At 46.7% G+C, this 12,480-nt stretch carries 11 protein-coding genes and 1 pseudogene; 3 read left to right on the top strand and 9 right to left on the bottom strand.

Annotated elements, in window-relative coordinates; genetic code table 11:
- Positions 1–76: 76 nt before the first annotated feature.
- Positions 77–347, top strand: a pseudogene (locus K5905_RS14170) (hypothetical protein); the annotation flags it as partial.
- Positions 348–419: 72 nt separating this feature from the next.
- Here K5905_RS14170 and K5905_RS14165 read toward each other — a convergent pair.
- Both K5905_RS14165 and K5905_RS14160 read right to left on the bottom strand, forming a co-directional pair.
- Positions 420–674 carry a WGR domain-containing protein gene (locus tag K5905_RS14165; protein WP_297584965.1) on the bottom strand — a complete coding sequence of 85 codons (255 nt, stop codon included), beginning with the start codon at positions 672–674 and terminating at the stop codon, positions 420–422.
- A 49-nt stretch (positions 675–723) separates the two neighbouring features.
- Positions 724–1,473 carry a hypothetical protein gene (locus K5905_RS14160; RefSeq protein ID WP_297584962.1) on the bottom strand — a complete coding sequence of 250 codons (750 nt, stop codon included), beginning with the start codon at positions 1,471–1,473 and terminating at the stop codon, positions 724–726.
- Between the two features lie 65 nt (positions 1,474–1,538).
- Between K5905_RS14160 and K5905_RS14155 the strand changes: the two genes are divergently transcribed.
- The gene (locus K5905_RS14155; protein WP_297584959.1) at positions 1,539–1,727 is read left to right on the top strand and encodes a hypothetical protein; all 189 of its coding nucleotides are present in this window, start codon (positions 1,539–1,541) and stop codon (positions 1,725–1,727) included.
- A gap of 496 nt (positions 1,728–2,223) precedes the next feature.
- Here K5905_RS14155 and K5905_RS14150 read toward each other — a convergent pair whose 3' ends face one another.
- The 7 genes from K5905_RS14150 to K5905_RS14120 all read right to left on the bottom strand — a co-directional run bounded on the left by K5905_RS14150 (position 2,224) and on the right by K5905_RS14120 (position 11,098).
- Complete coding sequence (locus tag K5905_RS14150) at positions 2,224–2,646, bottom strand: VOC family protein (protein WP_297584956.1); 423 nt, start codon at positions 2,644–2,646, stop codon at positions 2,224–2,226.
- Positions 2,647–3,986: 1,340 nt separating this feature from the next.
- Positions 3,987–4,526 (bottom strand): hypothetical protein, encoded by a 540-nt coding sequence (locus K5905_RS14145; protein WP_297584954.1) that lies wholly within the window; start codon positions 4,524–4,526, stop codon positions 3,987–3,989.
- 741 nt (positions 4,527–5,267) lie between these two features.
- The gene (locus K5905_RS14140) at positions 5,268–6,221 is read right to left on the bottom strand and encodes a formylglycine-generating enzyme family protein (RefSeq protein ID WP_297584951.1); all 954 of its coding nucleotides are present in this window, start codon (positions 6,219–6,221) and stop codon (positions 5,268–5,270) included.
- A 3-nt stretch (positions 6,222–6,224) separates the two neighbouring features.
- Entirely contained in the window at positions 6,225–7,760 is a 1,536-nt protein-coding gene (locus K5905_RS14135) for a sulfatase-like hydrolase/transferase (RefSeq protein WP_297584949.1), read from the bottom strand.
- A gap of 6 nt (positions 7,761–7,766) precedes the next feature.
- Complete coding sequence (locus K5905_RS14130; RefSeq protein WP_297584947.1) at positions 7,767–8,483, bottom strand: carbohydrate ABC transporter permease; 717 nt, start codon at positions 8,481–8,483, stop codon at positions 7,767–7,769.
- A 146-nt stretch (positions 8,484–8,629) separates the two neighbouring features.
- Positions 8,630–9,553 (bottom strand): carbohydrate ABC transporter permease, encoded by a 924-nt coding sequence (locus tag K5905_RS14125; RefSeq protein ID WP_297584945.1) that lies wholly within the window; start codon positions 9,551–9,553, stop codon positions 8,630–8,632.
- A gap of 39 nt (positions 9,554–9,592) precedes the next feature.
- Positions 9,593–11,098 carry an extracellular solute-binding protein gene (locus tag K5905_RS14120; protein ID WP_297584942.1) on the bottom strand — a complete coding sequence of 502 codons (1,506 nt, stop codon included), beginning with the start codon at positions 11,096–11,098 and terminating at the stop codon, positions 9,593–9,595.
- Between the two features lie 120 nt (positions 11,099–11,218).
- On the opposite strand from K5905_RS14120, the gene K5905_RS14115 reads away from it, so the two are divergent.
- Entirely contained in the window at positions 11,219–12,130 is a 912-nt protein-coding gene (locus K5905_RS14115) for a LysR family transcriptional regulator (RefSeq protein WP_297584939.1), read from the top strand.
- Positions 12,131–12,480: the final 350 nt, after the last annotated feature.

Below are 12,480 nucleotides of genomic sequence, written 5' to 3'. Positions count from 1 at the left end.
ACTCCAAAAACAAGAGCGCTCTTTCAACAGCCAAATCTCAAGACGCGGTTAACTCGACATACTTTGCGACACGCCCCTCTATACGACCAAGACGCCAATCAATGCGGCCGACCTTCTCAACGATCGGGTGCTGCCGTTGTTTGAAGGCCATGGTCTACCGTTGCTGCGCATTCCGAAAGATCGTCTTCCAAACCATCGATGACTTGCAAAGGGAGTTGGATATATGGATTGATCACTACAACGGAGAACGAACACATCAGGTCAAAATGTGTTGCGGTAAAACGCCGATGGAAACTCTGATCGACGGAAAGAAGGTTTGGCTCGACAAGAAAATAGACCAAATCTGATCTGAAAAATACAGCCTCAAAGGCGGTAACTGTCAGATCAAATCAAAACCTCTACAGTTTAAGAAATGATTTTTATTTGTGAGTGATTGAACTGACATAGTCGCGTTTTCGTTTAATCTTAGCTAATTGCAGCATTGCCTTTGTCGCTGCGATTTCGTCCTGAAACAAGTCAATTTTGGTCTGGCCGAACGTCCCAATTCGTCCCCATCGGCGCACCAATGAGGCTTCGCCAAACAAATTTGATTGCAGGGTTCGCGAATAAAAGCGGCTCATGTTTTTCAGAGAGTCAACTCGGTGTAGTAAAATCTGGAAATCTTGATGTGTCATGATTTCAGTATGTTGAAAAATTAATAGACATACCAATGAATGATCTGAATCAATTTTCATCAAAAGCTTCATGTGATCGAATACTTCGATGCAGCCATTTTTTTTGTCGTGCTTCGACTAGTAGTATTTTTTTTTGCGACAATAGCCATTCAGTTATTTCCGTTTCTATCTCCATCGGGATCTCTTTTTGATAGTGCGGAATTACAAGCCTGAATCTGTCCAGAACACGTTTGTGACCAGTGAACACAGCTAGACAAAACTCCTCAGATGTAACTGGTCGAACGTCACCAATCACCTTGTAAAAGTCCAAGGTCGAAAGAAATGGAATTTCGGGTCCGAGTGTCATGGCGCGCAAGTGCTTGTAGCAATCACCCTGGCTCAGTTTCTCGATCCACGTCATGATGTTTTTTTCGGCTAACATAGATGTTTCTACAAACGCACCAAAATCACTGCCACGATATTCATGTAAGGAAGCCGCGCTGAACAACGCGAGAATTCGATGGGAAAGTGCCTCATCGTCAAAATCGGAAAATTCTCGAACGATGTTCGCCAGTTGCCCCAGTGTATGTCGAGCTCCGGCCGATAAGATGTATGGAAACGGGAGTTTCTTGTGTTGAAGCAATCGCTTGTGAATGCCGAGCGGCCCCTTCTCTAGAGTTTCTCGCTCGATCCATCTAATTGATTGTTTGGTATCATAGCTTTCGACCCCACCGATAACCAATGGTATCGGCCGAAGGGCATCAATCTTCAACCCGTGTTTTTTTCCAAGATCTGTCCATACTTCAAGCCAATCCAGCATTTACGTTTCTCTGTTTCTAAAGGATCGGAAGCTTCAATAGTTGATCCTCGGTTTCGAGGTATTGGTTGCAAAATCTTCTGGCAGCTCATGGTGAACTTTATCAAATGAGTGTATTGCTCGGCTCATTCAACGACATTGCTCAAGCTGCAGGAGTTTTTCGCAGTGAGCTTTCTCCTATACTCGCGCCTGGCGAGCGTGCTTGCCTGATTGAATGGGCGGAAGCAACAAGCGCGAATATCGAGGCTATTTCTTGATGAAGGCGATGTTCTTGAGAATTCAAATCACGCCACCGGTGAGGTAGAACGTCAAGAAACCTCCAAATCTTGTTTCTGGCATAGTTGAAATTAAGCCGAAGATTGAAAAACACAATAAGCTAAATAATCTTTAATTATGACAATTAAGTTATTTCGTAGGAATAATGATGATAAAGTCAAATTATAATGAACATTCATGAAATTAAAAAGAGAGAAATATTTATTTTTATCTATATTTTCGTGCTTTATAAGAACGCGTTACTTATTTCATAGAAAAAACGAGACTTAGTGGCAATTCAACTTGTGTTCAAGTGGACTGTGGTGCTGTTGAGATTATGCTAGTTCATCTTGTCGAGAGCGCTCCCAGCGAGTGTTCGTCTGTACTGACTACCAAGAATGGTGAGATCCTCCGCAGTTTCGAAGGGTTGAACAATGGATGCGCGAGTTTGAAGCAAATTCTGACAAGTTCGCTACATATCTTGCAAATCACGTAGTCTCATTCGGCTGCGTCCGAGCGTTGTCCATAGGAAAATACAGCAAGACGATTTCCCGCTGGGTCAAGCAGAGCGAAGCCATGTGGAGCCCAGTCATTTGACGGGGGAGATAGTTCAGGGACATCAATACCAGCAGCTTTAAGTGCACTATGATATCCCTTCAGATCGTCGACCACGATGTCTGCAAAACTGTGATCAATACCAGTTGCCGAGCTACGGAAGCCAAGTCGAGTTGGGGCTGAGGTGCGTGCCAACAACAAACGAAAACCTAACTCAGGGAAGCGGTCCGGCGTCATTAATACATGATCATCGTCCGACCATGCTTCCTCCAATCCAAATACCTTTTGGTACCAGGTGGATGAAACGTCGAGATCTGTTGCCGGCACTTCCAGTGTCTCGAAACGCAGCGAGAAGGACTTGTCCATTGGTTACCCCTAGTTTGGTTGTTGGCGCGTAGGTTTGATAAACTCCATCGTTTCGTATCGACATGGCAGGTCGGCTTCAAAAGAAGCTAAGAAGATGCCTTGAAAGTTCCACAGCGATTGGATTTCTGGGTGTTGTTGCCAGAAATGCACGGGAAAATTCAAAATTGAAGCGTGCACTGCTCTGCTTCGTGAATATTGAAAGAGGTGAAATACGCTTGTTTGCAGAGTTGTTCGAGAACAACGCATTTTTGTAGAGCGACTAACGCCGAAAAACTTGGCGACGGGAGCTGCGTATCCCTCCGAATTAGAGCAAGCATTACTAGTCTCTGAAATGTATCGGGTGATTAGTTTTGCAGAAATAATCTAGCTTCCCCGTATTCATTTCAGACTAGAATTTGCATGTTGTGACTTCAAGTGTGCTTCTTTGCACTCATACACTCTATTCGGGAATTTTCGCAATTTGAAGCCTTTCACCTGCCATAATTATACCTTCCCTATAAAAGATTTGTTGGGTCCTTGGGATAGGTTCGAAAACCCAAACTGCGTTGATGGGAGAAAAACGCGGACAAGCCATCAATGAGCTAAATAGACAAGGTTGAGTGATATTTATTTGACAGTTACTTAAAGATTTTTTTAATTATTTGAATTTCAATATATTTTCTGCGGATTGTTTGCAATGTCTTAGTACTTTTCCATAATCATGAAGACATGCATCAAATAACATCAAAAATTAATCTGTTGCACAAAATCGCAGTTGGAAACAGCCTGGTCGGCTGTTTGTTCGGATTCGGTTTGTTCTTGTTGTGGCTTCATGCTGGTATGCAGTGGCCTCTTGATCAGCCGTTTGTACAGAAAATCGCTTATCCAAGGATCTTGATAACGCTGACTTTCTGGGTGGCTGCAGCATTGATATTATCTATGGGAGGCCTTCTGATAAGGAAGCTGCGCTCCCAATATTTTCAGATGTGCTTGACAATTGCTGTTTGGTTGCTGTTGGGAGTCTTTTTGACCTATACGGCTCCGTTTACCGCTCAGGCATGCTCGAGCCCATTTGAAGGGACTTACGACTGCGGTGCATTGGATCTTAGATATAAACTTTTCGTAATGCTTGTTTCTCTGGGTTTTCCCGCGCTCCTTGGGTATCTGCTCAGCACAAAATGCTAATGGTCATCAGATATTTAGCGAGCGAAAGATCTTAAAGTAACGCGGTACTATTGTGGGGCAATGGCTTGGCCGATGCCACCTTTCGAAGTAATGTCGGGATTGCAAATTCTTCTGGATGCAGTTCAAATTTGGTCTTTGGGGACAATTCGCCCCAAAAAAAACTTGTGTTGTTTTGCTTAGACCTGGGGTGCGCGAGAGGGAGGCCAATCTTTATTTAGTTCACGTCCTTCTTTCTGTTTTTCTATCCAGGATGCATATTTAGGCAAGTCAGCCTCCAACTTCTTGATTGTTTCCGACAACGATTTGATCATTAGCTGGGAAACATCTTTGTTTGCTTCCATCATTTCAATTGGATCTAACGAACTGCCGAGATAATAAAATGATGGGTTTGAATTGTGTTTGTAACCCTTAGCAACGATCTCACAAATGTTTCGGCTTTTTTCGTAGTCGGTGCTTTCACAAATTGCGTTGGTCATTTCGTGAAGGGCCACTGTGATCACGCCAGAGAAATCGCCGTCCTGATTTTTGTCGACTTGAAGATACATTGTTAAGTCATTTTCTTGACCACGCAGGAAAGATACCTCGATCGATCCAGACACAGTTTCCGGCAGCGTTTCTGACATTATTTTTGTCGTTGAGGCCTCCTCTCCTTCCGTTTCGGAGAGTTGTTTGCGCTTTTCTCTGTTTTCTTTGGTGTCAAGGTAAATTGTTGCCATCGTACTTGCCTGCTCTATTCTCCAGATACTTCGCTCGCTGCATTTCAAGGGTCGTTTAGAGCGTTTTTGTTCAGTAATTTTGAGAATGCTGCACACTCAGGGAAAACACGGATGCTTCGTCCCGAAGTCGTCAAGTCAACGTGCAATTTGCTCCACTAAGACATGTCGAAGGTATGCGTCTGAGGAAATTATTGGCAAAAAAAAGAGGCCGCGATTTTGGGTTGTGGGGAGCGGCCCCAAGGGAGGACATCGTTAGTCCGTTGTCAAAAGCTCCGAATTTTTAGCCGGGCTTCCGCAACAGGAAGACCAAGTCAGACCGATTAGCCTTGATGCCGTTCGCCTTCGTCTCCGCAAGATTGTCGTCCAAGGCCTTGTTATGTTTGCCAATGCCGAATTTGAAGGGAGGAGCGGGTTTAACTTGACTGCAATCTGCATTCTCCATTTTCTCGACGAAGTAAACGTCGAATTCTAAATCTCGGATATGTCGAAGAGACTAGTTTTTGTTACTTTTCGAGGCAGCCTAGTAAAGATTAGCAACAATGAATTGATTCAGTCCATAGACCTACGTCTCATGTTTGAATGTGAAATTATATCGTTCTTTTTAAGGGGGAATGCCAATATTAATCGGAAGCTTGAAAATGCTTAGGCAGGTGCAATTAATCACACCACTGCAACGTGATTAATTGCGCTCCTTGAGAGCTACTGTGCCCTTTATAGGCGGCGAGAAGGAATTCAGGTTATTCACAGATCGAAGATGACGCGAAACCCCTGATGAGAGAGTGTCGTGTTAGGTGAAGCTCCACTACGGGCGGGAATACGGTAGCGCCAGCAATATGTTCGATGACAAAGGAAAGATCCCCCCTTGAGTAGTTTGTATCCTTTCATTGTTGATAACTTTTGCCTGACAGCCTTTCTTAAAGACGCAATTTTATAGGGCTCGCTCGTCCATTCCCAAACGTTTCCGACCATGTTGTACAATCCGAAACGATTGGGTTTAAATGACCTCGCTGGCGCTGTTGCCAAATGACCGTCTTGTGCAATGTTTTTTTCTGGGAACTTTCCTTGCCAGATATTGCATGGAAAAAAGCAATCATCATCGGGCTCTCGTGTGCCCCAGGGATAGGAGACGTCACCCAAGCCACCGCGAGCGGCATGTTCCCACTCAGCTTCATTCGGCAGGCGGCCTCCAATCCAATCTGCAAACGCCGTGGCATCATGCCAGGAAATGTGTACGACAGGGTGGTCAGAGCGAAAAAATGCTTCCGAGCCTGGACCGGCTACGCATCGCCAGTTCGCTCCATCAACTTTCCGCCACCATTCTGCACCTGCAACAGCTGGAGCATGATTGATGTTTTCCGGAATTTGCGACCAGAAGACAAAAGACCAGCCAAAACGTTCTGCCTCAGTCTTATAGCCTGTAGCTTCTACAAAGAGTTCAAATTGCGCATTTGTGATCGCGGTTGTAGTCATGCGGAACCCTTTTATCCGCGCAGTTCTGCGAAGTTCCTCACCATCGTTTGGGATACGGGGAAACTTTGTTCCAAGAACTGGAATTCCCGCCGGGATAAGTGCAGTTTCTAAGGTTTGAGAAGGGGCCTCCTTTGTAGACTTAGATATACAGGTCCGCAGGCTTGGAATTTTGCTCTTCCTGTTCACCACGCAGCAGATATTGGTTGGTGATTGCAACAGGGTCATTGCTCAGGCCTGTGCGACACGAGGAGATTTCATTGGTTCGGATCCCTGTATTCCTTGCATCATTCGAAGTAGCAGCTTTGTCTTTAGGGACTGGCTTTCAGGATCGGTCCATAAATTGTTAATTTCACCGGGATCTTCGTAAAGATCGAAGATTTCTCCATGGTTTCCGACCCGATAGACGGAGATCTTGTAGCGGTCCTCGACATAGGTCGTCACGTGCGGCATAACCGGATTATGCCGATTTTCGCATAGTGCAAATTTGCGCGTGTAAGGCGTTTTTCCTTGCCAGGTCGATAGCTGTGAGACGCCTTGTAGTTGTGGGGTTGGTGCCAGCCCTGCGACTTCCAGGAAAGTTGGTGTAAGGTCTAGAAGACTTTGTATGGCATTGCTTACCTGAGCGGCCGGCACTTGCTTTGGCCAGCTGACGATAAAGGGAACGCGCAGCATGTCTTCGTAGTGAAATGGCCCCTTAGCCACTAGGCCATGCTGGCCGAGAAAGTGCCCATGATCGGTCGTAAACACTATTAGTGTATTCTCGGTCAGGCCTTTTTCATCGAGGTAATCGAGAATACGCCCAATCTCCTGATCCAGAAAACTCACCATGCCATAGTAAGTTGCCATATCCTTCCTAAGTTCTTCTTCAGGATAAAGATGGCTGTCACACCCGTGAGCTTCGTGCGGCGTGTGCCAACTCGTAAAGTCGGGATTCGGTTCCTGGGTCTTAGCAAAATGCGAGGCGTTGAGGTCATGCTCACCGGGTGACACACGTCCTGGTTCCATTTCGTGTGGGCAATACATGGAGGCCCAGGGTTCCGGCACTGTGTAGGGAGGGTGAGGATCTGGAAAGCTCGCCCACAAAAAGAAAGGTTTGCCGCTTTTCTTCGCCCTCTCGATAAAATCGACGGAACGCTGTCCGATCCAGGGCGTGTAATGCAAATTCTGAGGCAGTTGCCAGTGACGCTCTGTGCGTGCCCAATAGGGAGCGTCTGGCGAACGGTTTGGTGCTTTTGGTGCTTTTTCCCCCGGAAGAGGTTGAAAGTAGTCTCGCCAATTTGTCAGCCCCAGATCCTCAAGCCAGACTGCATAGTGCTGACCGGCGTGACTTTCGTCGGCATGGTTCCGAACGAGTTCCACATGTTCAAATCCATAGTAAGGGCCGTGGAAGCTTCGCCAAAACGGCAGGTCACGTAAAATTGGTTGTTTTTCGAGACTGTCGCCAGCAAGTGGTTGAAAATGGGCTTTTCCGATTAGTCCCGTCGCATAACCGTTTTCAGATAGCAATTTGCCGATTGTCGGTAGATTTTCATCCAAACTACATCCAATGGTCCAGGCTCCATGCTGGGAAGGATAGAGCCCCGTAATAATACTTGAGCGGGATGGAGTACAAGTCGGGGCAGGACAATATGCTCTGTCAAACCGGCTACCGGATTGGCACAATCGATCAATGTTCGGTGTCTTGATTTTTGGGTTAATGGCTCCCAATGCACTAAAGTGCTGCTGATCGGTGGTAATGAGCAATATATTTGTGTTTTTGGACAATTCACATCACCCTTTGATAGCGCCTGCGAGACCGTTAATGAAATATCGCTGAAGGAGAACAAACAGGATCACTACAGGGACGATAGAAATCGTTGCGGCAGCTGACATGCCGGTCCAATCAATGGACTGTTCGCCTTTGAAGGCATAAATGCCGACGGATAGCGTCCGGATTGCGGGGTTGGCAAGCGTAACGACAAGTGGCAGCAAGAAGTCATTCCATGCGTGCAGAACCTGCATAATTACCACGGTTACGACCATTGGCCTCGCCAGCGGTAGCATGACGTACCAGAATATTTTGAAGAAGCTCACACCCTCAACTCGAGCAGCTTCCTCCAACTCCTTGGGCAACTGACTGAAATAGCCGGCGAACAAGACGACGAACACAACCATGGCGTGACCGGATGTCGCCAACGTCAAGCCAAACAGATTTGCGGACAGGCCCATCATGCTCAGCAGCTCGAATACCGGAATGATGGTGAATCCCTGAGGGATGAACACAGTTGCAACAAATCCTACGAAAAAGGCTGTGCGACCGGGAAAATTGTAGCGTCCAAGAACGTAGCCCAACATTGCGGTGCTTGCAGTCACCAGAATGACCGATCCCGCGGTGACGATCAGGGTGTTGAAGAAGTATCGTCCCATATTCGCTTCTACCCATGCCCTCCGATAGTTGTCCCAGGCGAATTCCTGCGGCAGAAGGCTTGGGTTTGCGAACATTTCCATGTTGGATTTCAGTGATGTGGAAACCATCCAAAGGAATGGATAAATCCAGATTAGGCATACAATCGTTAGGGCAGTTGATATCAGCGCAATTCGCATTGACGGTGAATGATTACCGAAAACAAGCCGCAACGGCGAAAAGCCAGTATTCATGCGTCTGACCCAGGTGTCGTTTTTCTGTCTCGAAGCGTTGAATGCCCCTTCAGAGCGGTGAGGCCCAATAAAACCGCGCCGAAGAGAACACCTGCGGCTGCTGCATATCCCAGTTGAGGGATACTGCCGTCATCTGTGGCAAAGGCCGTACGATAAATGAAGATCTCCATGACTTCTGAACTGAAAAATGGACCTCCATTTGTCATCGACATGATCAGCGGAAACACGTTAAGGGCCGCTACAGAAGAAATCAGCAATATTGCAAGTAAAAACGGCTTAATGATGGGTAAAATGACATAAAAAGCTAGTCTATATCCCTTGCAATTGTCTAGCCGTGCTGCGTCGTAAACATCGTCGGGAACTGTTTGCAACGCTGCCAACCAATAGATCATGGTGATGCCTAGCCACTTCCAGACATATACACCGATAACCGACGGCATTACCGAGTTGGTTGATCCCAAGAAGTCGATTGGCTGGGATACCAACCCAATGTCCAAGAGAAGACTGTTTACCGGTCCGTTGAAAGGGCTGAGCAGAAAAGTCCAGATGATTCCAATGACTGCCACAGGTGTCACGACTGGTAGGAAAATCATCGTGCGGAAGACTGTCGACAATTTCAGAAGCTGCATGTTCAGTATCATTGCCAGAGCCAAAGAAATGGTCATCTGTAGAGGGACCGTGCCGATGAGGAATACGATCGAACGTCCAAACGCGTTCCAGAAGATGGGGTCTTGGAACAAAATCAGAAAATTATCAAAGCCGTTAAAGACTTTTTTGGCGGTAAAGCCGGACCATTCATGCATTGCATAAAAAATGGCCGCTAAAATCGGATAGAAAACAAACAATCCTGCCAATAGCAGTCCCGGAAGCATCATAAAATAATGGAACCGGTACACGCGGAGTGTTTCTAAGATACTCATTGATAGGGTTGGCCTTGCGGGTAGGGAATGGGACGTTTGTCAGTAGTCCGCAGCGCCAAAATCGACGTTCGGATTCCAATTGGTGAATACCAATTCCGAGCGATCAACTCTCGCACCATTTGCTTTGGCTTTGGCAAAGGCAGTGTCCAGGGCGGTATCATACCGATCCTTGAGTTTGGCCATTTGTTCCTTGATGCCGGAGAGCTCTCCTGCAACGAGGCCTTGTACGGTGCGCGCGAAATTCACGTCTGGCGCAATGTATGATGCAACCACTTTGGCTAAATCACCGTTGCGAACCAAAGGATTCGGACCAACGCGGATCTGGTCATTGAAGAGATTCAGAACTCGCTTTGATCGAGGAGATAAGTCAGCCTTATCAACAGCTTCAGGTATTATCGGCGGGTCGCCAGCACCCACGACGTTAGCCCATTCTATTTGCCCGTCGACCGTGCCCAAATAGTGGAAGATTTCTCCTGCAACGGCCCCATTTTCTGATCCCGACCAAAGACTGAGTGTATTGGGCTTTGCTCCTCCTTGGCTGATTGTCAGTTTGCCCTGCTTGCCGGTTTGAAGAACCGGTGCTGAAGAAAGACCGAAATCGAACTCAGGGTTTTGTCCTTCCCAGGAGGGAATATTCCACGGTCCTTGCAGGATCATTCCTGCTGCACCTTGAGGCATGTATGCTCTTGCCTGGGGAGCATTCAGATTTATAAAGCCGGGGAACATGCTTCGATCTGACTGCATGGACAGAAGTAGTTCGATTGCAGCGATATATTCATCGCTGTCAAAGACATATTCCCCTGTACGCAAATCAATATCTGCGTCTAGAATTCCATCACCCCCTGCACTTGCACCGCCGATTCTGCCGAGATTGCGGACAACGTCTGCCCAGCGATTTAGCTGAGAGCCGCCAATAATGAATCCGAAGTATCGACCTTGACCGGCTTCGGTGATTTTACGGGCCGCGTCGCGGAACTCATGGTGAGTTAATGGCCTTGATTCAGGGTCATATCCTGCCGATTCCATATACGTTCTGTTGTAAAGCAGGTGTGATGCGTAACGCTTGTTAGATGTGAAAGGGAGGCCATACGTCTTGCCTTCGAACTCATTGATGCCAGGCAGGAAAGCGCCAGCTGGGAACCCCTTTTTCCATTCTCCAATGTTGGGTATGAAGTCGTCGAAAGGTTGTACCCACCCCTGATTGACGGCGTCAGCCAGGCTGAAATTGCGGGGCAATACAAACACGTCATGTGCTGTTCGATTGCGCACACCGAGCGGTACGACCTTGGCGATTTCATTCCAGGGCAATGGATCGTAGATGATATCTATATCCCGTGCTTCACCGTATCGTTCGAAAAATTCTTTGAAAAAAGTCGCCTTTTGATCGCCGCTATCTACCCAGCGGAATTTTGTGCCTTTGGGTATATTGTTCAATGGTGTTGGAAGAGATTTTGCGTGGGAAACATTGGAGCCAAAGGTAGTTGTTGCGGCAATTGCACTTGCCCCTGCCAGAAACGATCGTCGTGACACGTGAATTGAGCTCATGACTTCCCCCTCAAATTATGCGGCGTTTTTCTTATGTGGCGTTTTTCAGGTTTACGGTAATAGGGCGAGACTGATTACGCATTTGAATTTTTTCTTATTTTTGATTAAAAAAAATGATCAATGATCTATGATCCCGAATCTTTACGCCGATTTGTTGCAATCGTTGAGGCGAGCAATATGCGGACGGCTGCGGACGTCGTCGGCGTTACACAGCCAGCCCTTACTAGAAGCCTTAAACTACTGGAGGCCGCCGCTGGAGGGATGCTCTTTGAACGTCGCAGTCGTGGTTTGCGACTGACACCATTGGGTAGACTTGTTCACACGCAGGCTCGACATTTTCTGCGAGAGCACCAGTTGGCTGAGGCTGAATTACGGGCATTAAAAAACGGGGAGCAGGGGCAATTGCGTGTGGCTGCTGCACCTGTTTGGATGACTACGATCCTGCCACCCGTATTGGCGAATGTGCATCAACGTTATGCCCAACTCCTGATAACGCTGACATCTGCAAATTACAGTGAGGCATTAGCAGGATTGAAAGAAGGGGAATTTGACGTTTTTTTCGGGGGATTTCAACGACAGGAGTCGTTGCCGTCATTCTTGGTTCGCAAACCTCTTTTTGATGCCAAGCTTGTTATTGTAGCGCGTTCTGGTCATCCAATTTTAACATCTGGATTTCGAACCGAAGATCTCATTGTTCAGCCATGGCTTTCATACAAAAGCGAAATAGCGTATCTGGACACGATCAACGCATCGCTGCAGGAAACATGTAGTTCGGGAGTAAAGGCCAGCTTACAATGCGATTCCATGCTGACCGCATTGGAGTTGTTGAGGCGAGGAGACTACTTGGCCGTATTGCCGAGTAGTTTTCTGAGTTCTGCAAATGGGCAGGGTCTTGAAGTGGTTGCTACAGACCTGCCGGCCATATCTTATCAATCTGGCCCGATCTATCGTCGCAGTCTCGAAGTGAACCAGGCTGTACGGTTGCTGCTAGAAGAATCGGAGCGACAAGTGTCCGCCTTTTCTTTGCGCTAGGGGTTGTGCTTAAAAATTGTTATTCCTTTCTAAAAAATTTTAAGTGGTGGTGGAATTATTTAGAAAGGGACTTTGTTGCAATTGTTGATACTTATACGCATTGAAATTAGAGACGTGTGTCTATCGACAATATTGTATTTTTAATATTTAATACTTAAGAGATGTAGCCTTGCGGTAAGTGAATTTGATAAATTTATCTCGCTTCCAGAAATCAATACGCACCTATGTATTGGAATATTTGATGCTGCCAGATCGTAAAATGAAAATGGCAAGTGTCTGGTAGGTGATTTACTGTAATGAGGCATTGGCGGCGTGTAAAGCAAGTTGCATCTGAGGTCAGACGAAGTAGT

The organism is Roseibium sp., from assembly GCF_025698965.1.
Taxonomy (GTDB): domain Bacteria; phylum Pseudomonadota; class Alphaproteobacteria; order Rhizobiales; family Stappiaceae; genus Roseibium.
Note: the sequence above shows the minus strand (reverse complement) of the source record. Positions and strands in the feature narration are given on the sequence as shown.

What these genes read in the sequence shown, in the direction of transcription:
- K5905_RS14165 (WP_297584965.1), bottom strand. Translation starts at nt 674, where the DNA reads ATGACACATCAAGATTTCCAGATTTTACTACACCGAGTTGACTCTCTG.
- K5905_RS14160 (WP_297584962.1), bottom strand. Translation starts at nt 1,473, where the DNA reads ATGCTGGATTGGCTTGAAGTATGGACAGATCTTGGAAAAAAACACGGG.
- K5905_RS14150 (WP_297584956.1), bottom strand. Translation starts at nt 2,646, where the DNA reads ATGGACAAGTCCTTCTCGCTGCGTTTCGAGACACTGGAAGTGCCGGCA.
- K5905_RS14145 (WP_297584954.1), bottom strand. Translation starts at nt 4,526, where the DNA reads ATGGCAACAATTTACCTTGACACCAAAGAAAACAGAGAAAAGCGCAAA.
- K5905_RS14140 (WP_297584951.1), bottom strand. Translation starts at nt 6,221, where the DNA reads ATGACCCTGTTGCAATCACCAACCAATATCTGCTGCGTGGTGAACAGG.
- K5905_RS14130 (WP_297584947.1), bottom strand. Translation starts at nt 8,483, where the DNA reads ATGGAAATGTTCGCAAACCCAAGCCTTCTGCCGCAGGAATTCGCCTGG.
- K5905_RS14125 (WP_297584945.1), bottom strand. Translation starts at nt 9,553, where the DNA reads ATGAGTATCTTAGAAACACTCCGCGTGTACCGGTTCCATTATTTTATG.
- K5905_RS14120 (WP_297584942.1), bottom strand. Translation starts at nt 11,098, where the DNA reads ATGAGCTCAATTCACGTGTCACGACGATCGTTTCTGGCAGGGGCAAGT.
- K5905_RS14115 (WP_297584939.1), top strand. Translation starts at nt 11,219, where the DNA reads ATGATCTATGATCCCGAATCTTTACGCCGATTTGTTGCAATCGTTGAG.